The sequence below is a fragment of the Pseudoxanthomonas sp. 68-E7 genome (assembly GCF_057773145.1).
Genome location: NZ_JBYMTI010000002.1, coordinates 457485 through 481903, shown reverse-complemented (window position 1 = coordinate 481903; position 24419 = coordinate 457485). Strand labels below are relative to the sequence as shown.

At 63.4% G+C, this 24419-nt stretch carries 22 protein-coding genes; 16 read left to right on the top strand and 6 right to left on the bottom strand.

The window, feature by feature from the left end; all coding sequences use genetic code 11:
* Nucleotides 1–64 precede the first annotated feature (64 nt).
* Nucleotides 65–946, top strand: a complete 882-nt coding sequence (locus AC3DE2_RS06675) for a ZIP family metal transporter (RefSeq protein WP_488425556.1) — start codon at nucleotides 65–67, stop codon at nucleotides 944–946.
* A gap of 63 nt (nucleotides 947–1009) precedes the next feature.
* On the top strand, nucleotides 1010–1762 hold the full coding sequence (locus tag AC3DE2_RS06670; RefSeq protein WP_295383314.1) for a glutathione S-transferase family protein: 753 nt from the start codon (nucleotides 1010–1012) through the stop codon (nucleotides 1760–1762).
* Nucleotides 1763–1930: 168 nt separating this feature from the next.
* Here AC3DE2_RS06670 and AC3DE2_RS06665 read toward each other — a convergent pair whose 3' ends face one another.
* Nucleotides 1931–3697: a M14 family metallopeptidase gene (locus tag AC3DE2_RS06665; RefSeq protein ID WP_488425555.1), complete on the bottom strand. Its 1767-nt coding sequence runs from the start codon at nucleotides 3695–3697 to the stop codon at nucleotides 1931–1933.
* A gap of 131 nt (nucleotides 3698–3828) precedes the next feature.
* Between AC3DE2_RS06665 and AC3DE2_RS06660 the strand changes: the two genes are divergently transcribed.
* From AC3DE2_RS06660 to AC3DE2_RS06650, 3 genes are all read left to right on the top strand, one after another.
* On the top strand, nucleotides 3829–5451 hold the full coding sequence (locus tag AC3DE2_RS06660; protein ID WP_488425554.1) for a POT-type proton-dependent oligopeptide transporter: 1623 nt from the start codon (nucleotides 3829–3831) through the stop codon (nucleotides 5449–5451).
* A gap of 9 nt (nucleotides 5452–5460) precedes the next feature.
* The gene (locus tag AC3DE2_RS06655; RefSeq protein ID WP_295382586.1) at nucleotides 5461–6075 is read left to right on the top strand and encodes a rhomboid family intramembrane serine protease; all 615 of its coding nucleotides are present in this window, start codon (nucleotides 5461–5463) and stop codon (nucleotides 6073–6075) included.
* A gap of 76 nt (nucleotides 6076–6151) precedes the next feature.
* Nucleotides 6152–6952 carry a hypothetical protein gene (locus AC3DE2_RS06650; RefSeq protein ID WP_488425552.1) on the top strand — a complete coding sequence of 267 codons (801 nt, stop codon included), beginning with the start codon at nucleotides 6152–6154 and terminating at the stop codon, nucleotides 6950–6952.
* A gap of 109 nt (nucleotides 6953–7061) precedes the next feature.
* On the opposite strand, the gene AC3DE2_RS06645 is transcribed toward AC3DE2_RS06650, so the two are convergent.
* Entirely contained in the window at nucleotides 7062–7271 is a 210-nt protein-coding gene (locus AC3DE2_RS06645; protein ID WP_295382584.1) for a hypothetical protein, read from the bottom strand.
* A gap of 195 nt (nucleotides 7272–7466) precedes the next feature.
* On the opposite strand from AC3DE2_RS06645, the gene AC3DE2_RS06640 reads away from it, so the two are divergent.
* From AC3DE2_RS06640 to AC3DE2_RS06605, 8 genes are all read left to right on the top strand, one after another.
* Nucleotides 7467–7742, top strand: a complete 276-nt coding sequence (locus tag AC3DE2_RS06640) for a GNAT family N-acetyltransferase (protein WP_488425551.1) — start codon at nucleotides 7467–7469, stop codon at nucleotides 7740–7742.
* An 83-nt stretch (nucleotides 7743–7825) separates the two neighbouring features.
* Entirely contained in the window at nucleotides 7826–8665 is an 840-nt protein-coding gene (locus AC3DE2_RS06635; protein WP_488425549.1) for a DUF3298 and DUF4163 domain-containing protein, read from the top strand.
* A 22-nt stretch (nucleotides 8666–8687) separates the two neighbouring features.
* Nucleotides 8688–9806, top strand: a complete 1119-nt coding sequence (gene cfa, locus AC3DE2_RS06630; RefSeq protein ID WP_488425548.1) for a cyclopropane fatty acyl phospholipid synthase — start codon at nucleotides 8688–8690, stop codon at nucleotides 9804–9806.
* Nucleotides 9807–9999: 193 nt separating this feature from the next.
* Nucleotides 10000–11745 (top strand): hypothetical protein, encoded by a 1746-nt coding sequence (locus tag AC3DE2_RS06625; protein ID WP_488425547.1) that lies wholly within the window; start codon nucleotides 10000–10002, stop codon nucleotides 11743–11745.
* 82 nt (nucleotides 11746–11827) lie between these two features.
* The gene (locus AC3DE2_RS06620; protein WP_488425546.1) at nucleotides 11828–14989 is read left to right on the top strand and encodes an RHS repeat domain-containing protein; all 3162 of its coding nucleotides are present in this window, start codon (nucleotides 11828–11830) and stop codon (nucleotides 14987–14989) included.
* The gene (locus tag AC3DE2_RS06615) at nucleotides 14986–15459 is read left to right on the top strand and encodes a hypothetical protein (protein WP_488425545.1); all 474 of its coding nucleotides are present in this window, start codon (nucleotides 14986–14988) and stop codon (nucleotides 15457–15459) included. The genes AC3DE2_RS06620 and AC3DE2_RS06615 overlap by 4 nt, the downstream gene beginning before the upstream one ends.
* A 290-nt stretch (nucleotides 15460–15749) precedes the next feature.
* Nucleotides 15750–16475 (top strand): RHS repeat-associated core domain-containing protein, encoded by a 726-nt coding sequence (locus AC3DE2_RS06610; RefSeq protein WP_295382577.1) that lies wholly within the window; start codon nucleotides 15750–15752, stop codon nucleotides 16473–16475.
* A 3-nt stretch (nucleotides 16476–16478) separates the two neighbouring features.
* Nucleotides 16479–16907 (top strand): hypothetical protein, encoded by a 429-nt coding sequence (locus AC3DE2_RS06605; RefSeq protein ID WP_488425544.1) that lies wholly within the window; start codon nucleotides 16479–16481, stop codon nucleotides 16905–16907.
* A 341-nt stretch (nucleotides 16908–17248) separates the two neighbouring features.
* Here the strand turns inward: AC3DE2_RS06605 and AC3DE2_RS06600 are convergent, their stop codons facing one another.
* Complete coding sequence (locus tag AC3DE2_RS06600; protein WP_488425542.1) at nucleotides 17249–17503, bottom strand: XAC0095 family protein; 255 nt, start codon at nucleotides 17501–17503, stop codon at nucleotides 17249–17251.
* A 698-nt stretch (nucleotides 17504–18201) separates the two neighbouring features.
* Between AC3DE2_RS06600 and AC3DE2_RS06595 the strand changes: the two genes are divergently transcribed.
* Complete coding sequence (locus AC3DE2_RS06595; RefSeq protein ID WP_295375636.1) at nucleotides 18202–19479, top strand: MFS transporter; 1278 nt, start codon at nucleotides 18202–18204, stop codon at nucleotides 19477–19479.
* 195 nt (nucleotides 19480–19674) lie between these two features.
* Here AC3DE2_RS06595 and AC3DE2_RS06590 read toward each other — a convergent pair whose 3' ends face one another.
* A complete protein-coding gene (locus tag AC3DE2_RS06590) occupies nucleotides 19675–21837 on the bottom strand; it encodes a M3 family metallopeptidase (RefSeq protein WP_488425541.1) in 2163 nt (720 codons plus the stop codon).
* A 116-nt stretch (nucleotides 21838–21953) separates the two neighbouring features.
* Nucleotides 21954–22559, bottom strand: coding sequence for a hypothetical protein (locus tag AC3DE2_RS06585; RefSeq protein ID WP_295383392.1), 606 nt, complete (start codon nucleotides 22557–22559; stop codon nucleotides 21954–21956).
* Nucleotides 22560–22695: 136 nt separating this feature from the next.
* On the opposite strand from AC3DE2_RS06585, the gene AC3DE2_RS06580 reads away from it, so the two are divergent.
* On the top strand, nucleotides 22696–23181 hold the full coding sequence (locus AC3DE2_RS06580) for a glutathione peroxidase (RefSeq protein ID WP_295376004.1): 486 nt from the start codon (nucleotides 22696–22698) through the stop codon (nucleotides 23179–23181).
* Entirely contained in the window at nucleotides 23181–23579 is a 399-nt protein-coding gene (locus AC3DE2_RS06575; RefSeq protein WP_295376006.1) for a hypothetical protein, read from the top strand. The genes AC3DE2_RS06580 and AC3DE2_RS06575 overlap by 1 nt, the downstream gene beginning before the upstream one ends.
* Before the next feature lie 24 nt (nucleotides 23580–23603).
* Here the strand turns inward: AC3DE2_RS06575 and AC3DE2_RS06570 are convergent, their stop codons facing one another.
* Nucleotides 23604–24383: a ferredoxin--NADP reductase gene (locus AC3DE2_RS06570; RefSeq protein ID WP_295376008.1), complete on the bottom strand. Its 780-nt coding sequence runs from the start codon at nucleotides 24381–24383 to the stop codon at nucleotides 23604–23606.
* Nucleotides 24384–24419 lie beyond the last annotated feature (36 nt).

Below are 24419 nucleotides of genomic sequence, written 5' to 3'. Positions count from 1 at the left end.
GGGCGGCGCTAGTATCCGGCGTGCAACCGGTGCGCCCGCGCACCGATTCCGGAGCCCGTCGGTCATGAATCGCGTGCTGCAACCACTGGCGTTCCGCCAGGCCAACGCCTGGCCCTATCTGGCCGCCACCGGCCTGATCATCGCCGCCAGCCTGTGGATCCTGATGACCGCGCCGGTCCAGGCCGTTGGCGCGATGGCCGGCTGGCGCGGTGGTGCCCTGTGCGCGCTCGCCACCGCCCTCGGCGCCGTGCCGGTGCTGGTGGTGCGCGGTCTGCCGCAGCGGCTGGCCGATGGCCTGTTGGGGTTCGGCGCCGGGGTGATGCTGGCGGCGACCGCGTTCTCGCTGATCCTGCCGGGCCTGGAGGCGGCGCAGCAGATCGGCTACGGACGCTGGGGCGCCGCCGCGCTGATCAGCGGCAGCCTGCTGCTGGGGGCGCTGGCCCTGCTGGGCCTGGACCGCGTATTGGTGGACGAACCGATGGAAACGCATCCGGAGGCACCGCTGGTGCCGGCGTGCGTACTGGTGTTCGTATTCGCGATCCTGCTGCACAACATTCCCGAAGGCATGGCGGTCGGCGTCGCCGCGGGCGGCCACCTGCCCGGCGCCGCCGGACTGGCGATGGGCATCGCGCTGCAGGATGTGCCGGAAGGGCTGGTGGTGGCGCTGATCCTCGCCGGTGCCGGCATGGCGCGGGCCAAGGCGGTGTTCATCGGCGCGTTTTCCGGCGTGGTCGAGCCTTTGGCCGCGGTGCTCAGCGCCTGGGCGGTCGGGGTTTCGGCGGTGTTGCTGCCGTGGGGACTGGCGTTCGCCGCGGGTGCGATGCTGACCGCGGTGGCGCACAGCGTCATTCCCGAATCCAACCGGCACGGACACGGCGGCTTCGCGACCCTGGGCCTGGCACTCGGTTTCTGCCTGATGATGACGCTGGATACCGCGCTGGGTTGAGGCTTGACCGGGCCGTCCGCGGGCGGCAGGCTCGTGGCCATCGACTGCTTCCTGGAACCATGCATGCGCGAACCGGTGACGATCCTCGGCAACTACCTGTCGCCGTACGTGCGCAAGGTGCTGGTGTGCCTGCAACTGAAGGGCATCGCGTATCGCATCGATCCGTTCGCGCCCTTCATCGGCGACGACGCGTTCTCCCGACTCAGCCCGCTGCGCCGGATTCCGGTGCTGATCGACGGTGATTTCGTCCTCAACGATTCCACCGTGATCTGCGAATACCTGGAGGATCTCCAGCCGACGCCCGCGCTGTATCCGGCCACCCCGCGAGAACGCGCCCGCGCGCGCTGGCTGGAAGAGTTCGCCGACTCGCGCCTGGGGGAGGTGATCATCTGGCGGATGTTCTACCAGTTGGGGGTCAAGCGTTATCTGTTCGGCGAGACGCCCGATGAGGCGGTCGTGCGCAAGGCGCGCGAGGAGGAACTGCCGGAGGCGCTGGATTACCTGGAGACGCAGCTGCCGGCGCAAGGCTTCCTGTTCGGCGAGGTCGGCGTGGCCGACATTGCCATCGCCGCGTTCTTCCGCAATGCCGCGTTCGTGCGTTACGAAATCGATGCCGCGCGCTGGCCGCGCACCGCCGCCTTCGTCGAACGCACGCTGGCCTTGCCCGCGTTCCAGGCCCTGGCCGGATTCGAGGACCGGACCCTGCGCACGCCGGTCGCGCAGCAGCGCGAGGTCCTGATCGAAATGGGCGCGCCGGTTGCCACCACCACCCTGGGCAATGTCGCTCCGCGCCGCGGGATCATGAAAGTCGAGTAGCGCGACTCCCGGCTTCGTGCCAAGGGCGGCCGGGCAAGTTCGGCTCTACGGTAGAGCGGAGCTTGCTCCGCTGCCATGATGCTTCCGGGGAAATGGGTCCCGGCTTTCGCCGGGACGACGATGTTGGATTCCCGCAAGGCCATGAGAGGCCGAAAACCCTTCCGACGGTCACGGAACCCGATTGGTCCGGTAGACCGGATACAGGTTGAAGCGCTCGTCCCAGGCCGGGTGGCGGCGATAGAAGAACTCCAGCCGCGCGTTGGGATTCTTGGCGAACTCCGGATCCTCCTTCAGCTTCTGCTCGAACGCGGCCTTGACTGCCGGGTCCTGCAGCATCTTGCGGGCCACGTCCTCGGCGACGTAGTCCTCCATGTATTCCTTGCGTTCGAACGCGCTGTTGAATTCGCCCCAGGCGGCCAGCGAGTCCGGTGCCTGCGGCTCCAGCAGCGCCATCAGCAGCCGCGACCTGGCCTGCGCGATCGGCACGAACAGCGAACCGGCCGGCACGTCGCGCGTTTCCGGCGCCCAAGCGCCTTCCACGGTCAGGCGCTGGTGGGTTTCCACCGGCTGCGCGCCGAACCGGGTGCGGGTGGCGCGGAACGCCTCGATCTTTTCCTTCGCCAGCGCGGGCACGCGGCGGAACTCGATGCCATGCTGCTTGAGCTTCTCGCCGACCCAGCCCGCGTATGCGGCCGGCACCAGATAGCCGGCGCCGGGCGCGGGGATGCTGAGCGATGGATGCAGATCATCGCGCATCGGCACCTTCCAGACCTGCGGCTTGGTCTCGTCATAGCGTGTCATCAACGCGCCGGACACATCCGACGGCGTGCGGGTGTACTCGTAGCCGCGGAATTCGACGGTGTGTTGCTTGTCGCTGGCCGCCCATTCCAGCGGCACCGGCTGGCCGGCCAGTTGCGCCGCCGCGGCGTCGGCCTGCTGCGCGACCTTCAGCCAGTCGGCGCCGTGCGCGGCGACCTGGTCGAGCGTCGCGACGATGGTATTGCGGGTGATCTTCACCCGCACCGGATACTCCTTCCACGAATGGGTTTCCACCAGCATGCCGATGCGGTTGCGCAGCTGGAAATAGCCATGCGAGAAACGCGGCGGGGCGACGCTGTCCTCGAAACCGGAACTCGGATCGTCGCCGACCACGAAGGACGGGTAGTAAGGCAATGGCAGCGAACCCTGCCTGGCCAGATCCGCCAGCACGCCGTCGCGCAGATCGCGGCCGGCCACGCGCAGCGCCGCATCGCCGGCGTGAACCGGTTCGACCTGCACCGAGATATCGTGTTCGAACTGGGCGCCGTCGGTGGCGTGCAGATCCACATAGGCCAGTGGATCCCACTGCTGCACCAGTCGCAGCATCGCCTGCATCTCGGGCGCGTCGGCCTTCAGGTAGTCGCGGTTGAGATTGTAGTTCTGCGCGGTGACGCGCCAGCCCATTTCCTCCGGGCCGCGCTGGTTGGGCCGGTTCCAGGCGCCGAAGCGCTCATGGCCATCGACGTTGAACACCGGCACGAATACCCACACCAGCTTGTCGAGCGCACCGGCGGCGGCCTTGCCGTCCAGTACTTCGCGCAGGGCCAGGAAGCCCGCATCCTTGCCATCGATTTCACCGGCATGGATGCCGCCCTGGATCAGCACCACCGGCAGGTTCTGGCGACGGGCCTGATCCGGGGTGAACGCGCCGCGGGTGGAGGCGACCAGCGCCTTCATCGGCCGGCCTTCCGGCGTGGTGCCGAATTCGATGCAACGCACCGCTTTCGGATAAGCCTTGGCGAAGCGATCGCACAGCGCGATGACCTCCTCGTAGCGACCGGTGCGGACAAAGCCGGAACGCTCGGATTCGGTGGCCAGATCCGGGATGGCGGCGAAAGCCGGCACCACGGGCAGGGCGAGGGCGAGCAGGACGGCGACACGGAGCGGACGGAGCATGGACGGCACCCGGAAGGTCGAAAACACCGAATGATGCCGTCCTGAAGCGGGCGCGCCCAGCATGACCAAGGAGGTTCGACCCCCCGCGGCCGATGCGGTAACCTTCCCGCAATTTGCCATCGGAACACCGGATGACCATTCCCAACGAAGCGACCGCCGGCCGGATGCCTCGGCAGATTCCCTACATCATCGGCAACGAGGCCTGCGAGCGGTTCAGCTTCTACGGGATGCGCAACATCCTGGTGCAGTTCCTGGCCAGCAGCATCCTGCTGGCCTACCTGCCCGAGGCCGAGCGCCAGGGCGTGGCCAAGGACGTGTTCCACAGCTTCGTCATCGGCGTGTATTTCTTCCCGCTGCTGGGCGGCTGGCTGTCGGATCGCTACTTCGGCAAGTACAACACGGTGTTGTGGTTCTCGCTGATCTACTGCGCCGGCCACGCCTGCCTGGCCCTGTTCGAGAGCCATCGCACCGGTTTCTACACCGGCCTGTTCCTGATCGCGCTGGGCTCGGGCGGCATCAAGCCGCTGGTGGTGTCCTTCGTCGGCGACCAGTTCGACCAGAGCAACAAAAGCAAGGCCAAGATCGTCTTCGACGCGTTCTACTGGACGATCAACTTCGGTTCGTTCTTCGCCTCGCTGCTGATGCCGCTGTTCCTGCGCAGCTACGGGCCGGCGGTGGCATTCGGCATTCCCGGCATCCTGATGTTCATCGCCACCTTCATCTTCTGGCTGGGCCGCCGGCAGTACGTCAACGTACCGCCTTCGGGCGAGGATCCGGATTCTTTCCTGCGGGTGGTGCGCACCGCGCTGGCGGCGCGCCGCCCTGGCGAGGGACGCTGGGGCTACGTCGTGGCGATGACCGGCGTGGCCGTGGCGGTGGCGCTGCTGGTGCTGTGGGCGCTGTCGCTGGCCGGCGCGGCGCCGGGCTGGTGGCCGGATTCCTTCGGCTTCGTCATCTCCGCCTGCCTGGCGCTGGGCGTACTGATCGCGTTCGGCGGCTGGGGCGCGTCGTTGCAACTGGAACGCGCGCGCGGCCGGCATCCCGATGCCGCGGTGGACAGCGTGCGCGCGGTGCTGCGCATCCTGATCGTGTTCGCGCTGGTCACCCCGTTCTGGTCGCTGTTCGACCAGAAGGCGTCCACCTGGGTGCTGCAGGGCAAGGAAATGGTGATGCCCGAAGGCGTCTGGTGGTGGCCGAGCTGGCTGATCAAGGACGCCGGCCAGCTGCAGGCGCTGAATCCGGCGATGGTGATGCTGCTCATCCCGTTCAACAACCTGGTGCTGTATCCGGCGCTGCGCAAGCTGGGCTTCGAGCCCACGCCACTGCGCCGGATGGGCTGGGGCATCGCGTTCTCGGGCCTGGCCTGGATAGTCGCCGGCACGCTGCAATTGTGGATGGATGGCGGCGATCCGGTCTCGCTGGCCTGGCAGATCCTGCCGTACGCGCTGCTGACCTTCGGCGAGATCCTGGTCTCGGCGACGGCGCTGGAATTCGCCTACAGCCAGGCCACCCAGGCGATGAAGGGCGTGATCATGGCGTTCTGGTACCTGACCAGCACCTTCGGCAGCCTGTGGGTGCTGCTGACCAACGCCGGCGTGCGCAACGAAACGGTCACCTCGCACATCGCCAGCACCGGCCTGAGCGAGAACGCCTTCCTGATGTTCTTCTTCGCCGGCTTCGCTTTCGTGGCGGCGCTGGCCTTCGCCCTGTACGCGCGTCGCTACCCGATGCAGGACAACTACCGCGCGGCCTGAGGAAACCCCATGCAAGCCCCCATCACCCTGATCCTCATCCTGATCACCTCAGCGGTTTCGCTGCTGGCCTTCCGCACCCCCGCGCTGGCCGGTCGCCTGATCCTGTGGCCGCCGGCCATCGACCGCAACAAGCAGTACGACCGGCTGGTGACCTACGGTTTCATCCATGCCGACATCTGGCACCTGCTGTTCAACATGGTCACGCTGTTCTTCTTCGGCCGGATCATGGAACAGATCATCACCCGGTTGACCGGCAGCGTGCTGGTCTACATCGGCTTCTACCTGTCGGCGCTGGTGGTGTCGATCCTGCCGACTTACCTCAAGCACCAGAAAGACCCCAACTATCGCAGCCTGGGGGCCTCCGGCGCGGTGTCGGCGGTGCTGTTCGCGTTCATCCTGATCAACCCGTGGGCGATGATCGGGGTGTTCTTCATCCCGATGCCGGCGATCGTGTTCGCCGTGCTCTACGTGGCCTACAGCATCTGGATGGACAAGCGTGGCGGCGACAACGTCAACCATGGCGCGCACCTGGCCGGCGCCGCCTACGGCGTGCTTTTCATGATCGCGATGGAACCTGACGTGCTCAACCATTTCCTCGCGCAGCTGACCCGGCTCGGCGGCTGAACGCCGTCCGGGCAAATCACCTGATCTGAAGATTCGCTGTGCTATCCCACGGGTAAACCACACCCGTGGAGGCAGCATGGCGACACGCACACGCAGCAGCGCCCGCAAGGCCACCGCCGGCACGGCGGGCCGGGCGACGAAGAAAGCCGCAGGCAGGGCCACGAAGAAGGCGGCGAAGAAGACAGCGGGCAAGCCGGCGAAGAAAGCCGCCGCGAAAGCACCCCGCAAGGCCGCGAAGAAGGCGACCGCGAAGAAGGCGACCGGCAGCGTCGTGAAGAAAGCCGCCCGCAAGGCGGTGAAGAAGACCACCGCCCGCAAGCCCGGCGGCACGGCGGTGAAGAAGTCCGCCACCAAGACGACGAAAAAGGCCGCGAAGAAAACCGCGGGCAAGGCGACTGGAAAGACCACCGCGCGCAAGACCGCCACCGCCACGAAACGTCCTGCGAAGGCCACGGCACGAACGACACGCGCAGCGAAGGCCATCACCCCGGGCGCGCGCAAACGCACCGCCACACCGGCGACCGGCACCGCCGCCCGCAAGCGCGCCTCGGTAGCAACGACGGTACCAGCAGGGAAGCGCACCCGCCGCGCGACCCGGCCACGTCAGAGCAGGATCACCCCCGAACAGGCGCTGGCCCGCACCCAGGAACTGCTGGCCGAAAAGCAGCAGCGCGATCGTGAACAAGCCGCCTGGCAGCGATTGGATCAGCCACCGGCAGGCGCGCCCGCGCAAACCGAGGGTTACCAGTCGTCCACCGCGGCGGCCAAATCACTGGAACTGCATGCCGCCGAAAGCCGGATGAAGGCGATCCAGGGCAGCATGAGCGCACGCGATCGCCGCAGCCAGGGCAAGCGCGATCATCGCGGTGACGAATAGGGTCCGGAAAACGAAGGCCTGGCGCGAAGGCAGGCATTCCGGTGCCGGCTTCCCGGTTTCGCGCGGGCGCGACCGGGAAGTGCCGGCAGGAAAGCGGGGAGGCGAGGCCTCAACCCGCCATCAAGGCCTTGGACAGCTTGACGCTGCCGACTTCTTCCTGCGCGTAGTTGGAAAGCAGGCGCTCGTACACGGCATTGTTGAGCCGCTCGAATTCCCAGTCTTCGGTATGCCCGGTGACGGTCAGCTGGAACAGGCCTTCCAGCAGGGTGAAGTCGCTGGCGACGGCGGCGGTATCGGAGGGATGATCGTGGGCGCTCATGGGTTGTTCCTTACCGGATGGCTTGCCGGGGATTACGCACAGACCGTGCCAATCGGGCGTCCCGGGTGAAAACACTGTGAAATAGCGCGCTACGTCAGCTTTTTGACGTGACCAAGAGTGACGCGCCACGTCGGCTTCTGTCGCATTCCCGGCCGACGCGGCAGAATGAACCCCTCTGGATTCAACGAGATAGTGATGGGCATCACGATTCAGCACGACCCCGCCACGTCCCGCTTCTCCACCTCGGTGGACGGGCACGAAGCCGAACTGATCTACCGCCTGCGCGACAACCGCATGGTCATCGAGCATACCGGCGTGCCGGAGGCCATCGGGGGGCGCGGCATCGCCGCGCAGCTGGTCAAGACCGCGCTCGACCACGCGCGTGCCGCCGGCTGGAAAGTGGTGCCGGCCTGCTCGTACTCGGCGGTCTACGTGGAGCGCCACCCCGAGTACGCCGATCTGTTGGCGTGACACTGTATTCCCGCGCGCGGGGCTGGAGGCCTGCTGCGACGCGGCATAAACTGTCGACCCGTTGAGTGGATGGAGCCCCTGACGTGAACCCGGTTTACCGCACCCCGCTGCTGATCGCGTCGCTGGCCCTGGCCCTGGCCGCCTGCAAGCGCGAACCCGACGGCCCGCAGCCGCCCACCGCCGCCACGACGCCCGAAACCGGCGCGCCCATCGCAGACGCCACCGCGCCGGTGGCCCCGCCCGAACTCAAGGACGTCATCGAGACCAACGAGCGCTACGTCGTCGGCATCACCTATCCGCCGGGCATCGACCGCTATCCCGGCCTGGCCAAGGCGCTGTCCGACTACGCGCAGGCGGCCCGTGGCGAACTGATGGAAGCCGTGGACGGTTTCGGCAACGACAAACCCACCGCGCCGTACGAGCTCTCGCTCAGTTTCGAGAAACTGCTGGAAACCCCGCAGGTGGTGGCGGTGGCCGCCGATGGCAGCCGCTACACCGGCGGCGCCCACGGCCAGCCTCTGATCGCGCGCTTCGTCTGGCTGCCGCAGCAGAACCACCTGCTGTCGGCGGGTGATCTGGTCGCCACCCCGGCGGGCTGGCAGGCGGTCAGCGATTACGTGCGCGAGCAACTGCTCACCGGCGTCACCCTGCGCGCCGACGCCGACGAACTGGAACCGGCCGAGCGCAGCGAAGTGCTCAAGAACGCCTCGCGCATGATCGACGACGGCACCGAACCCAAGGCCGAGAACTTCGCCCACTTCGTGCCGGTGCTGGACGCCAGCGGCCATATCAGCGCGCTGCGCTTCGTGTTCCCGCCCTATCAGGTGGGGCCCTACGCCGACGGTACCCAGACCGTGGACGTGCCGGCGTCGGTGCTGCGGCCGCACCTGGCATCCACCTATAGCGGTCTGTTCGCCCAATAGGGTCCGCAAGACAGGGCATGCCATGAGCACGTCACGCTTCGCGCAACGGGTCGAACGACTGCTGGCCGAAGCGGACGTGCGGATCGGCGGCGACCGTCCCTGGGATATCCAGGTGCACGAGCCGCGCATCTACGCGCGCATGCTGGGGCAGGGCTCCCTGGGCCTGGGCGAGGGCTACATGGACGGCGACTGGGATGCCGCGTCGCTGGATGGTTTCCTCTTCCATGTCCTCAACGCGCGCCTGGACGAACGCGTGCACGGCGCCGGTGAAATCCGCGACGCGCTGTTCGCGCGCCTGTTCAATCCGCAATCCCGCCGCCGCAGCCGGGAGGTCGGCGAACGCCATTACGACCTCGGCAACGATCTCTACCGCGCCATGCTCGGCGCGCGGCTGGTCTACAGCTGTGGCTACTGGCGCCAGGCCGACCATCTCGATGATGCACAGATCGCCAAACTGGATCTGGTCTGCCGCAAACTGCAACTCAAACCCGGCATGCGCGTGCTCGACATCGGTTGCGGCTGGGGCGAGGCGCTGAAGTTCGCCGCCGAACGCTATGGGGTCTCCGGTGTAGGCGTAACCATTTCCAAAGAACAGGCCGAATACGCCCGCGAACTCTGCAAGGGTTTGCCCATCGACATTCGGCTGCAGGACTACCGCGATCTGCACGAACCTTTCGACGCCGCGTTCTCGCTGGGCATGTTCGAACACGTCGGTATCAAGAACTATCGCACCTATTTCGAAACCGTCCGCCGCGTCCTGCCGGACAACGGCCTGTTCCTGCTGCACACCATCGGCACCAACCGTTCGATCAACCACACCGATCCGTGGATCGCCAAATACATCTTCCCCAACTCCATGCTGCCGTCCGCCGCCCAGATCGCGCAGGCCAGCGAAGGCCTGTTCGTCCTGGAGGACTGGCACAACTTCGGCACCGACTACGACCGCACCCTGCAGGCCTGGCGCGCCAACATCGAACGCGCCTGGCCGGATCTCGACGCTCGTTACGATGAACGCTTCCGTCGCATGTGGCGTTTCTATCTCGCGGCTTCGATGGCGACATTCCGCAGCCGCCGATCGCAGTTGTGGCAGGTGGTGTTGTCGCCGAAGGGTGCGCCGGGTGGGTATGTGTCGGTGAGATGACGTCGGGCGGTTCGAACCCGATGTCGCTGGATTTCCTATCGGTCGATGAACGCTGGACAAGCTCCAGAGATGGAGTTGACGCGGGCGCGGGCGGGAGGGTATTGATACCCGGCATTTGATTTTCGCTTCAGGAACGCGGCCAGTCGCCGCATATTCAGGGAATTCGACCGGCCGCGGTTGAAAGGGAAGAAGAATGAAGCCCAAGCTTATCTGCACGTGCGCCTCCGTCGCACTGGTGATCGCCATCCCAGCTCGGGCGGTAACTCCACCGGAGCAGTACAAGGCCTATCTGACCCGTGCGCAGACCATTACGCCCGTAACGGATTTCGGTGACCAGATAAGCCTGCGCGATGGAAAGCTGAGCTTCAAGAATGTAGACATGGAACTGCTGGGGAATGGTCCGCCGATCCGCATCATCCGAACTACCACGCTGGATGATGGTTTGGGCAAAGAAGCCACGTCGGGCAATGCGATGGGAGCATGGGAACTTGAAATTCCCCGCATCAAGACCGTCACATCCAATGCACCTGCCACGATGCGGAACCAGCCGATTTCCGCCACCAGTCCGGTCGGATGGCAGGTCGCGGCAGCGGATAAAAATGCGCGTTGCACCAGCTTCGCTTCTCCCGCCACCGTCTCCTATCCCATGGCCGGCATCGAGTTCAGCCAAGCCAACTGGTGGTTCGGCTATCAACTTGTCGACGAGCAGGGCAATGAACAGCCGCTATTTCGGCGGACCACGGAGATGCCGGAGCAGCGCTTCAAGATCGGAACAGCCTCCAACTGGGTGGTCGAGTGCCTGCCCGCGACAGCCAATGGCGAGCCTGGTGAAGCATTCCTGGCCACATCGCCCGATGGAACCCGGTACTGGTTCAATTACCTGGCATATACGCCCTACGACGGCCTGAGCATGGCGTTCGAGAACATGCCGCCCAAGGGCTACACGCTGGTTTACACCTTGCCGCGTCGCGCCGCTTCGATGCTAGTGACGCGGATCGAGGACCGGTTCGGGAACTGGCTTACTTATCAGTACGACGCTGGAAAGCTGACCTCCATAACCGCAAGCGACGGGCGTTCAGTGACCATCGGATCGCCGGGAACCGCGATTTCATCGGTGACAACGGGGGCGGGGGCAACGGCCAGGACCTGGAACTATCAGTACGGTACCGATTTCGTTGTGACGCAACCTGATGGCGCAAGTTGGCGCTATACGGGTAACTTTGGACGTAAATTTTTCTCGTCGTACAGTTTCGAGAACTGTTCGCAGCTGTACGGCGCGGAGCCGAATGAAACCCGGCAGGTCAGCGTGACAACACCGTCGGGAGCTACGGCGACGTTCAACCTCCAGCGGCGCATCTTCGGACGGTCCTACGTTCCCAAGTATTGCGCGGGCGGGGGGGGATTGATGAATCCGGACGCCGGATATGCGCTTATTCCCAGGCTCTGGATTGGACATGCCATTACGTCAAAGTTGGTAACGGGTCCGGGCGTGACCTCCCACGGGTGGAGTTACAGCTACTCGCCCCACAATGGGAACTGGGCAGAGAACTGCACGGGAAACACCTGCGCCGCCGCGGTATGGACCGACGTCACGGATTCAACGGCAAGACGGGTGCGGAGCTATTTCAGCAACAAATGGGATCAGACCGAGAACAAGCTGTTGAAAGAGGAAATCTACAACGGGGCTGGAACATTGCTGAGTACGGATGAATACATCTACGCGACAACGCCTTCCAATGCGGCCAACCCGTTCCCTTGGCCGTTGAAGGTAGGTGTTTCCGCCGGGTACAACCTCAACGATGAGGTCGTCCTGCGTTGGACGCCCCTGAGAAAACGAACGCTGACCCAGGATGGCGTCCGCTTCGTCCATGAGGTGACCGCATTTGATGCATGGTCTCGTCCCGTCGATGTCACCAAGAGCAGTGCGCCGTCGCCGTGACGGCGTAAGTATTCAGGATTGAACGGCCGGCTCAAGCCGGTCCAGATGGGGAACACGCATGAAGCGGACAGGGAAGCAGGGGATGAAGCGGACGGTATTGGGGATGTTGCTGGCGCTGCCGCTGGCGGCGCAGGCACAGACCTACAGCAAGACCGAGACCATCGAGTACCACGACGACACCACGTTGTGGGTGCTGGGGCAGGTCAAACGCACCACGACCAATGGCGTGGAGACCAGCAGCACGACCTACGACGCGTTCGCCATGCCGGTGACGGTGAAGGCCCATGGCAAGGTGCAGCAGACGCTGACCTACAACAGCACCTCGACCGTGGCCAGCGGCCAGTTGGGGACGTTGCGGTGGCTCAAGGACGGCAACGGCAACACGACCACCTTCACCAACTGGAAGCGAGGCATCCCCCAGTCCATCACCCATGCCGACGGCAGTACTCAGTCGGCGGTGGTGAACAACCACGGCTGGATTGAGTCGGTCACCGACGAGAATGGCTACACCACCTGCTACACCTACGACACCATGGGCCGGTTGGCGAGCATCACCCCGCCGTCGGAGACCGCGGCCAACGCCTGCGACACGAGTGAGGCGAGCTGGAAGAAGACCCTGCTGAGCTTCCAGCCGGTAGCGGTGGCCGAATATGGCATCCCGGCCGGCCACTGGCGGCAGACGGTGAGCACCGGCGCGGGGCAGAAGATTACGTACTTCGACGCCTTGTGGCGCCCACTGGTGGTGCGCGAGTACGACGCAGCCAACGTGATGGGCACCCAGCGTTTCAACCGCTTCGCCTACGACGCCGACGGTCGGGTGACGTTCGCCTCCTACCCGGGCACGACCGACGCGCTGACCACCGGCACCTGGACCGAGTACGACGCCCTGGGCCGGGTGACCTCGGTCAGCCAGAACAGCGAACTGGGCCTGCTGACCACCCTCACCGAGTACCTGCCCGGGTTCAAGACGCGGGTGACCAACCCCAAGTTGCAGGTCACCACGACGAGCTATCAGGCCTACGACCAGCCCACGTATGACTATCCGACGGGCATCGACCATCCGGAAGGGGCCTCGACGGAGATTCACCGCAACGTGTTCGGCAACGTGACGGCCTTGCGTCGGCGCAACGCCACGGCCAGCGAGCAGGTATGGCGGTACTACACCTACGACATCTCCCAGCAGTTGTGCAAAACCCTGGAGCCGGAGACGGGCGCCACGGTGTACGACTATGACCCGGCCGGCAACCTGTCCTGGAGCGCGGCCGGGGTGGCGAACCTGGGCGATGCAGCTGCCTGCAACCGCCCCGAAGCCTGGGCCTCGGGCCGGGTGGTGAGCCGCACCTACGATGCGCGTAATCGGCTCAAGTCCCTCTTTTTCCCGGACGGCAAAGGCAACCAGACCTGGTATTACTGGCCGACCGGGGCGGTGCAGACCATCGTGACGGACAACGACGGACCGGGGCAGGGCACGGTCACCAACCACTACAGCTACAACAAGCGCGGTCTGTTGACCGGCGAAAGCGTCACTCAGTCAGGTTGGTATAGCTGGGGTATTCAATATCGCTACGATGGGTTGGGAAATCGTAGCGGTTATACGACGCCGGACCAGCTCAATGTCAACTACTCCCTCAACGCTCTGGGGCAGCCGTTGAGCGTGACCAGTGGCTGGGGCACGCACGCCAGTGGCATCAGCTACTACCCGAACGGCGCTATCAAGCAGTTCACATACGGAAATGGCATCGTCCACACGATGGACCAGAACGCACGCCAGTTGCCTATTCGCACGGTGGATGGGGCGGTGCAGAACCTGGTCTATAGCTACGACCATAACGGTAATGTTGAAGCCATTGGCGACTATATTCAGGGGGGCGGAGATGGTAGCCATAGCCGTTGGATGACCTATGACGGCCTGGACCGATTGACCAGTGTGGGTTCATGCATGTTCGGAGGCGATTGCTGGCATCGCTTCACTTATAACGCCCTGGACAATCTGACCTCCTGGAAGCTGGCGGGCGTCAAGGACTACGCCGCCTACGTGTATGACGCCACAAATCGCCTGATTGGCATCCAGAACAGCGCGGCGGCAACTGTTGTTGGTCTGAGCTATGACCCGCAGGGAAATCTGGATAACAAGAACGGTCAGGCTTATCGCTTCGACTATGGCAACCGTCTCCGGGAGGTCACCGGGAAGGAGAGCTACCGGTATGACGGATATGGTCGACGCCTTTCGGCGCGGAGTCCAACCGATGGCGACATTCTGTCGATGTATGGACAGGGCGGCCAGCTCATCTTCCGTCAGGACTGGCGTCGCAAGCTGAGCCTGCCGCACATTTATCTCGGAAGCAGCCTGCTGGCGACCATCGAGTGGAACTTTGTCACCAACACGGGTGAGCTTCGCTATCAGCACACCGACGCGCTGGGGAGTCCGACGGTGGTGACGAATGCCAGTGGGCAGGTGGTTGAACGAAACAACTATGAGCCCTATGGCTCGGTAATAGGCAAGCCAAACTACGGCGGCATCGGCTTCACCGGGCATGTGCAGGACGCGGCCACCGGGCTGACCTACATGCAGCAGCGGTATTACGACCCCACTTGCGGTTGCTTCCTCTCGGTCGATCCAGTAACCGCATACAGCAATGGCGACATGCGGTTCTTCAACCGTTATGCCTACGCCTTTAACAATCCTTATCGCTTTACCGACCCGGATGGGCGTCAGAGCGTCGGCGAAATGATCGACTCGGGCGCGGAAGGCTGTGGCGCGGTTTCATGCGCAGGGTGGGCGCTGCTAAGTGCGACATGGAAAGTCCTCGGCGCTGAGGGCGTTAGCCAGATCGCCGATAAAGGGTGGTCTAGCGTGGGCAATGGCGAGCGTGCAAGCGCTGGTCTTGAGGTGGCTTCAGTTATTCCGTTTGTGAAAGTTGGGGCTGAAGCTGGTTCGGCGTTCAAAGCGCTCCGAGTTGCGATACGCTCTGGGCGAGAGGCTTACAAGGGCAGCACCGTAATGGGGCATTCGCTTTCGAAGCATGCAGGCAGGAATCCTGAAGTCTGGGGAAAAATAACCGGGTCTATGCGAACGTGGAATGATCAGGCGATGAAGCACTTTAGGGAAATTGTGCGAGGCCCGGGGGAGTTCAAAGAAGTGGCCAATAAAGACGGCACTAAATTCCTTGAAAAGTCCCTCGAAGATGGGAGGGGTGTGCGCCTCAACATGGACGGGACATTCAAGGGGTTTATCGACCGATGAGTAATTTAATCGAGCTCTTGTTTGAAGGAGTTGCAAAGAACCAGTTGGATAGTTTGATCGGGAGACTGTCTAACGGCTCGACCTTGAAGTCGGTGATCGCTAGTGAGAGTCCAGAACTTGACCTATCTTCCTGGCAAGGTCGGGTGCTCGAAATCCTTGAGGGCGCGGCGCCCAACCCTAGCAGCGTTAGCCTCAACCTCGACGGAGTGGAACTTGGAGAAGTGGCAATAGCCAATCCATTGATCCAGGTGTTGATGGACGATGGGGGTATTGACGTTTCCCTATCATTTCTGGATTACGAACTTAGCTGCGACGCCTCGGACTGCGTCGATGCGTTGCACCATGCTTCTCTAGAGCTTTCGAGAGTCGCCGACGCCCATCACATCATTTGTGGTTATGAGCCCGCAAGTGACCATAAAACCCGCTTCTTTACTGATGCCACACAAGGGCCACTTCGTAGGTTCTGGTGAAAGAAGGCGTAGGGCGGGTCTCGACCCGCCCTGCATGTCCAATTGGCTTGGGTTTTGCGGCTACAGCGTGTCGTCGGGCATGCAGGCGCTATTACGGAGCTATGCCCTGGGCGAAATCACCGAATCCGAATACCGGGCGCGGGTCGGCAATGCCGTCGCAATACCGCGTCTTGACCTATGTCATTGAGTGGCCGAAAGTGCGCGTCAAGGCTTCGACGAACACGGCAGGAAGTGCATTAAGAGCAGTTGGCGACGGGGAAGCGCACCGCATCAAGGGTTGATCGCAGCAATTGGCGGAATCCGCGTCGGGTCAGAGTGTTCAGCGGTACTACGACCCGATCATCGGGCGGTTCCTGTCGGTGGACCCCGTGACGGCTTACTCAAGTGCGGAGGCGAACTTCAATCGCTACTGGTACGCGAACAATAATCCGTACAAGTTCACTGATCCGGATGGCCGGCAGTCCAAGGAAGATGTAAAAACGCCGTCCGTTGGAGTGCCACTCCTTGACCGGCTCTGGACTCCATCAGATGCGCGGGATAGCGCGGGTCAAATGATGGAGAAGCAGCTCGAATTTGAAATGAGTCTGCCGCAGAGCGCGAAAGAGATTGTATTGTATGTCGCAATTGCGATGTCGGCTGGGACGGGAGCTGCAGGCGGTGCTGCAAGCCGCGGAGCCGTCGGTCGTATGACGCGGAGCGGAACGAGGGGAACCAGCGGTACCCTAGCTACGGCGAATGGAAACAGATATCACGGTAACAGTACTGGTTCGTCTACTTCCGGCGGCGATACGCAAGCACCCATGCGTCCGCAGACTCGGCGAGCGCTCGACGGTGTGCAGAATCCATCGCGAACTCACGGGGAGTGCTGTGAGATTGACGTCTTCAATAAAGCGCTGAATGCCGGTGACGATGTTCGAGGAGCAAGGATGGGTCCAGTCAAACTGAATGAATCCGGCAGGATTATTCCGGCCTGTTCGACCTGTCGTGAGGTCAAGAAGACGCTGGAGGTTGAGTGAGACATGAATATTGACGCCGTTGAGAGTAGGTTTTATGACTTTTTGTCCAAGGCATGGACATTGGAGGATGTTTCACCTTTCTTGCGTTCCTATGTGCGTCTTCTTCTAGCCTTTAGGAGCGAGCTCTCGCGTACGGAGCTTGATGCACTGTTAGAACGTCAGAATCAGCTTGCTGACAACCGACCCGTGGACTCGTTTCCTGAATTTAGGGCCGTGTTACGTGAAAATATCGATAGCCAATTAAGTGGAAATGAAGGTGAAATTAGGGAGAGGGCACTAAGTCGACTGCTGTTTGGCGCTTTTCTCGACTCTGAGGAGCCAGATTATTTTTATCTTGTTGAGCCAATGTTCGAATTCGCCAGGAATATGAGTGTCGATCCTAATCTTCTAAAAGGTATATTGAAGACGGAGTTTCCTGGATTCACGATTTAAGGCGTGGGTAAGCTGTGATGCTTATCGCGATATCCAAAGTGCGCGTTAGTCGAGCGGGCCTGCTTAGCTTTAATAAAGCAGGCAAAATTGGATAAGAGTATGTTCTTCTAACGAATCGCTCAGATGGATGTCTAAAGTCATAGCTGTGGAGTGCGGATGTGCCCTGACACTGCGGGGCTCAGACTGCCTCCTTATGAGATGGGGCGAGCGCGAGCGTGCCAATGAGTCCCCGGTTGGATCTAGCGAACGTGACGCAACATGTGAGCTGTTTCCGCTCATGCCTGTGAGCTGCATGTATCGAATTTTCAACAGAACGCGGGCGCTAGCAGCCCGCGTTTTTGTTACGCGTCGTTGGCCGAGTCGGCGTCCGTTTTTCCGGAGTGCCAGTGGAGGCGGTCGAGGACGTGGTTGGCTTCGCTGGCGAGGCTGGCGAAGCAGTCGCTCAGGGGTTGCAGCGGGATGGGCAGGCTGTGGTGCTCGTCCTTGCGGAAGCGGGGACTGGCGAGCAGGGACAGCAGTTTGAGGTGATCACGCAGCTGGATGAGATTCAGCTGGGTTTCTTCTTCCAACACATAGACCATACGCAAGTTGGTCATGGGACCTCCATTTCTTCGTTGAAGAACCCCGGCGCGCGCGAGTGCGGCCGGGAGCCGGGAGGTCAGAACCGCAGATAGTCGGCGGGTTTATTCCCCGAATGGGTCTTGTATTCACCACCCTCCCGGCGAAGGAGTTTGCGCCGGCCACCATCCGGTGATGGTGCAAAAGAAAAAATATTCCACCGGAATGACGGGGGTGGTGCCGCTATCTGGAGGTTCTGAACTCCTGACGCCGGAGTCTGCCGATGAGGTGGTGCGGTGTCGACTAACTTTGAGCGTTTTGGCTTCAGTGTTTCCGGGCTCACTGTTTCGGTGTGGTGATGGGTGTGTGTGGCTTTGGGGTACGAAGCGTTGTTTGACGCGGTGTGTGGCAGGTGAAGTGGAGCGTTGTCGGAGGGCTGGTCAGGACGTGGTGCAGGGGAGCCTGGTTTGACGCGAAGAGCGAATCCCCCGTCGCCTGCTTTGCAGGCGCCCGCCCCCTTTTGCAAAGGGGGCTGACCTGTTCGGTTGTTACTGACCTTCATTTGAATTCAGGGAAGCCAGGCAAGGACGGGGCGACAACTTGGGGACGAATCGCCGGTTGCAAACGCAAAAGTGATGAAAACGTTTGCCGCGCAACCTGGGTCGCAGCTTGTGCCAATGTTAGTTGACCTGGGCGGAACCGCCGTGCGATCTCCATCGCTCCAGAGGGGAGAACCATGTCAATTACCAAGATCACATCCGGGAGTGAGGCTTCCGGCCGGCCGCTTTCCAGGGTCCATGCCATCAGTGCGATCACCGTCGGCAACGGCCTGGAGTTCTACGATTTCGTCGTCTACAGCTTCTTCGCCACGCTGATCGGGCGATTGTATTTTCCGGTGTCGGATCCGACCGGGCAGTTGCTGCTGTCGTTCGCGACGTTCGGTGTCGGCTTCCTGACCCGGCCGTTGGGCGGTCTGTTGATTGGCATGTACGCGGATCGGGTGGGACGCAAGCCTGCGGTGGCGTTGACGCTGTGGCTGATGGGCTTGAGCTCGCTGCTTTTCGTGGTGACGCCGACCTATGCGCAGATCGGCATGGCCGCGCCGCTGGTGATTCTGTTGGCGCGACTGATCCAGGGCTTTGCCATCGGCGGCGAGATGGGCGCATCCACGGCGCTGTTGATGGAGTACGCGGATGAGCGTTCGCGTGGCTTCTACACCAGCTGGCAGCCTTTCAGCCAAGGGCTGGCGGCGCTGTTCGGCGCATTGGTGGGTTTGCTGCTGAGCAATCTGCTGGAACCGGCGGCGCTGGATGCCTGGGGGTGGCGGGCGGCGTTCGTGCTCGGCATCCTGGTGATTCCGGTGGGCCTGCTGATCCGGCGGCGGCTGGAAGAGACCATGTCGTCCCAGCCGGCGGAGGCCGAAACGCCGCAGATGGCGTTGCTGTGGTCGCACCGGCGCGAGCTGACGGCGAGCATCCTGCTGATGATCGGGCTGGCGTCGTCGACCTACATCATCGTGTACTACCTCAGCAATTACGCGGTCAGCCAGCTGGGCATGCCGCTGTCGCTGGGCATCTGGGCCGGTTGCGTGGCCGCGGCGGTGCAGGTGCTGCTGTCGCCGTTCGCGGGTTGGCTGTGCGATCGCTTGGGACGCCGCCCGGTGGTGCTGTGGTCGCGGCTGGCGCTGCTGGTGATGGCGTATCCGGCGTTCGCGTGGATCAACGCCGCGCCGAGCCTCGCACGGCTGCTGGTGGCAGTGGGACTGCTGTCGATTCCGATGTCGATGACCGCGCCGGCGACGATGGTGCTGGTCAGCGAAGTGCTGCCGCAGCGGTTGCGTGCGACGGGTTTGTCGATTGCCTATTGCGTGGCGATTGCGATCTTCGGTGGCTTTGCGCAGTTCTTTTCGACGGAGCTGATCCGGTTGACGGGGAGTCCGAATGCGCCTGCGTTGTATGTGATCGCGTGTGGGTTGGTGTCGCTGGTGGGTTTGCGGCTTGTGCGGAGGGGGTAAGGGCAAATAGCCCTCGGTCCTCCTTTTTGAAAGGGAGAGACAGAGGCGCTCTTGCGTTGCTCTTGGTGCGGAAAAGCAAATCCCCCTCAATCCCCCTTTTTCAAAGGGGGAGGGAGAAGCGGGGGGAGTGAGGGGCACATACCATCACGCCACCCGGAGGTGGCGTGATGGTTACTGCGACGAGGACGGTTGCGCTTACTTGGCGGGGGCGGTGAGGCCGCGCTTTTCCAGCAGGGGTTCGATCTTGGGATCGTGGCCGGCGAAGTCGTGGAACAGCTTCATCGCGTCGACGCTGCCGCCGCGCGAGAGCAGGGTCTTGCGGAAGTGGTCGCCGTTTTCGCGGGTCAGGCCGCCGTGCTGCTTGAACCATTCCACGCTGTTGGCGTCCAGCACTTCGGACCAGATGTAGGCGTAGTAGCCGGCCGAGTAGCCGCCCATGATGTGGCTGAAGTAGGGCGTGCGGTAGCGTGGCGGGACCGGCTTGTAGTCGATCCCGTCGGCGGCCAGCGCGTCGGCTTCGAACTTCACGACGCCGTCGGCGGCGGGCACCTTGTCGGCGCCGATCTGGTGCCAGCGCTGGTCCAGCATGGCGGCGCCCAGGTATTCGGTGGTGGCGAAACCCTGGTTGAATTTGGACGCGGCGATGACCTTGTCCAGCAGCGCCTGCGGCATGGCTTCGCCGGTCTGGTAGTGCTTGGCGTAGTTCTTCAGCACCGACGGCCAGTCGGCCCACATTTCGTTGACCTGCGAGGGATACTCGACGAAGTCGCGCGGCACGCTGGTGCCGCTGAAGTAGGGATACTGCACGTTGGAGAACATGCCGTGCAGCGCATGGCCGAACTCGTGGAACGCGGTGGTGACCTCATCCCAGGTCAGCAGGGTCGGCTGGCCGGTCGGCGGCTTGGGAATGTTGAGGTGGTTGGCGACCACCGGCTTGAAGCCGGTCATGCCCGACTGCGACACGTAGGAGTTCATCCATGCGCCGCCGCGCTTGGAATCGCGCGCGTACATGTCGGCGATGAAGATCGCCAGCTGGGTGCCGTCGGCGTTGTACACGTCGTACACGGTGGTGTCCGGGTGGTACAGCGGCAGATCGGTGCGCTTCTTGAAGGTCAGGCCGTAGAGCTGGTTGGCGGCGTAGAACACGCCGTTTTCCAGCACGTTGGTCAGCTCGAAATACGGCTTGAGCTGCGACTCGTCGAAGTTGTACTTGGCGGTGCGGACCTTCTCGGTATAGAACGACCAGTCCCACGGCGCCAGTTGGAACGTCGGCTGGCCCTTGGCCTTCTGCTCCTGATCGATCATCGCCTGCAGATCGGCAGCCTCGCGCCGGGCGTTGGCGACCGCGGCCGGGGCCAGCTTGCCGAGCATGGCGTTGACCGCCTGCGGGGTCTTGGCGGTTTCGTCTTCCAGCACGTAGGTGGCGTGATCCGGATAGCCCAGCAGTTTGGCGCGATCCGCGCGCAGCTTCATGATGGTGGCGATCAGTTCGCGGTTGTCGTACTTGCCGCCGCGGCTGCCGCGCGAGACCGACGCCTCGTGCAGGCGCTGGCGCAGGGCGCGGTCGGTCAGCTGCGACTCGGCCGGCTGGCCGGTGGTGTTGAGCAGGGTGAGCACGTACTTGCCGGCCAGGCCGCGGGCCTTGGCAACGTCGGCGGCGGTGGCGATCTGCTGATCGGTCAGGCCGTCCAACTGCTTGACGTCATCGACCACCACGGCCGAATCGTTGACCTCGGCCAGCACGTTCTGGCTGAACTGGGTGCCCAGTTTGGCCAGCTGGCCGTTCATGCCCTTCAGGGTGGCCTTGTCGGCGCCGGACAGCTTGGCGCCGGCGCGGACGAAATCGGTGTGGTACTTCTCGACCAGGCGCACGCCCTCGGCGTCCAGGCCCAGGCCGGCGCGCTGGTCGTACAGCGTCTGGATGCGGGCGAACAGCTTGCCGTTGAGGTAGATGGCGTCGCGATGGGCGGCGAACTTGCCGGAATAGTCGGCCTGCAGCTTCTCGCGCGCGTCGTTGGTGTCGGCGCCGACCAGGTTGTAGAACACGGTCTGGGCGCGGTCGAGCACGCGGCCACTCTTTTCCATCGCCAGGATGGTGTTGTCGAAGCTCGGCGCGGCGCTGTTGTTGGCGATGGCGTCGATTTCCTTCAACTGCGCGGCCATGCCGGCGTCGAAGGCGGGCGCGAAGTCGCTGTCCTTGATCCTGTCGAACTGTGGGTAATGCAGCGGCAGCGGGCTGTCGGCGAAGAAGGGATTGGCGGCCTTGGCGGCTTCGGCGGTCGGGGCCGCGGTCTGGCTGTAGGCGGGCATGGCGAGTCCGAGGGTCGCGGCAAGCGCGAGGGCAAGGCGGGTGGTCATGGGGTGCTGCTTCCTGACAGAGATAGGGCTTTCGGCAGGCTAACCCAAGGCCCGGGGTGGGGGCGCGTGACGAAAGGCATGTGCCGGGCGGGACTGTTCTGTGCCAAGGCCCGGGGCTAGAGCGTCTCGAACTCGCGTGCGATCCAGGACACGTGGTAAAGCAGGCCGAGCACCGCGAAGCCTGCGTGGTAGCGCGGACTGCGGGTCCACATGGCGATCAGGCAGCCGGCGATGTAGGCGGCGTTGCGGAACACGTATTCGGGCCCGAAGCTGCGGAAGTACGCCTCGCCCTTGATCCAGGTGTCGATGAAGTCGACCGCGAACACCAGCGCCAGCAGGCCGAAGAACCATTTGCGGCGGTCGTAGAAATAGTCGCGGTAGCTGGCATAGCCGTCCAGGTTTTCCGGGAAGATCAGCGCGCACAGCAGGTATTGCATCAGCGCGTACAGGGCCACGAAGAAATAGAGGTTGAAGCTCCAGTGCACCAGATGCGAGAGACGGAACTCCCACCACCAGAACAGCAGCAGGTAGGAGAACACGAACGTGGCCCAGCACAGGTGCACCCAGTAGATCTGGCAATGGCGCGGGCGCTCGATGATGCGGGCGAAGTGGCGCAGCAGATGGGTCAGGCCCAGGCCGACCACCATGCCCAGCAGCACGCGCACGTGCAGGTAGACGGTGGCCATCGAGGCGGCGTCGGGTGCATGGGGCGAAAGCTGCATTCCGTGTTCCCCGGCGGAAGCGACGGCCAAGGCTAGCGCATCCTGGTCGCCGTCGCACGTGCGCGCCGGGCGGCGAAAACGCTTGCCGCCAGCGGTTCCCGGGTGTCTCATATCGACGTTTTCCCAGGAGTCCGCCATGACCACCGCCTACGATTTCTCCGCCATCGACATCGATGGACAGTCCCGGTCGCTGGCCGACTACCGCGGCAAGCCGTTGCTGATCGTCAACGTCGCGTCGAAGTGCGGCTTCACCCCGCAGTACACCGGCCTGGAAAAGCTCTGGCGCGACCATCGGGATCAGGGATTGATGGTATTGGGATTCCCCTGTGATCAGTTCGGCCACCAGGAGCCGGGCGACGAGGCCGAGATCCGCAACTTCTGCTCGCTCAACTATGACGTGAGCTTTCCGATGTTCGCCAAGATCGACGTCAATGGGGACGCCGCGCATCCGCTTTGGAAGTGGCTGAAGCAGGAGAAGAGCGGCCTGCTGGGCATCTCGGCGATCAAGTGGAATTTCAGCAAGTTCCTGGTCGGGCGCGATGGCAAGGTGATCAAGCGCTATGCGCCCACCGATACGCCGGAATCGCTGGCCGATGACATCGAGGCCGCGCTGGCCGGCTGATGGACGCGCAGGACGCTTCACCGCCGTTCCGCATCGAGTTCAGTCCCGCCGACTATGGCCTGAAGGCGCACGTGCGGGGCATCAACGGCACCCTGGAAACCACGCTGGCGTACTGGCGCCGGATTGCGATGGAAGTGCGGCGGCTGCGGCCGGCCGGTTTGCTGGTGGTCGACGACATGGAAGGCGAACCGCCACCGCCGGAGCAATTGCTGCAGTTCGTCCAGGCCATGCTCGGCGAGGGCCTGGAAGCGGTGCGGGTGGCTTATGTGGAAAAGCACCTGGACCAGATTCCGCAGGTGGAACTGGCCAGCATCCTGGCCAATGAAAACGGCTTCCAGGGCCACGTGTTCGACAACGAACGCAGCGCGGTCATCTGGCTGCGTTACGGCGAACGGTAGGGCGGGCCGTCGGCCCACCCGGCGTCACTTCTCGACGAAGGCGCGCTCGAACACGTACTGGCCGGGAGTGCCGATGCGCGGGGCGGCGGTGAAGCCACGCGCGTCCAGCAGGCCGCGGAAATCGGCCAGCATCTGCGGACTGCCGCAGATCATGGCGCGGTCCTTGTCCGGATCCAGCGCGTCCAGGCCCAGCGTTTCCATCATCCGGCCGCTGGCCATCAGATCGGTCAGGCGACCGTGGTTGGGGAAGTCCTCGCGGCTGACCGCCGGGTAATACAGCAGCTTCTCGCGGATGATCTCGCCGAGGAACTCGTGCTGCGGCAGTTCCTTCTCGAAATAGTCGCGGTAGGCCAGGTCCTGCACATGACGCACGCCGTGGGTCAGGATGACGCGGTCGAAGCGCTCGTAGGTTTCCGGATCCTTGATGATCGACAGCCACGGCGCCAGGCCGGTGCCGGTACCCAGCAGGTACAGGTTGCGGCCCGGATGCAGGTCGCTGATCAGCAGGGTGCCGGTCGGCTTGCGGCCGATCACCACGGTGTCGCCGGGCTGGATGTCCTTCAGCCGCGAGGTCAGCGGGCCGTTGGGCACCTTGATGCTGAAGAACTCGAGCTGTTCTTCCCAGTTGGCGCTGGCGATGGAATAGGCGCGCAGCAGAGGCTTGCCTTCGGTCTGCAGCCCGATCATCACGAACTGGCCGTTGTCGAAGCGGAAACCGTCGTCGCGGGTGGTGGTGAAGCTGAAGTAGTCGTCGGTCCAGTGACGGACGTCCAGCACCGTCTCGGTGCCAAAAGCGGAGGACATGGGGAATCGTGCGTTATTCGAACCCGCGTATTGTAG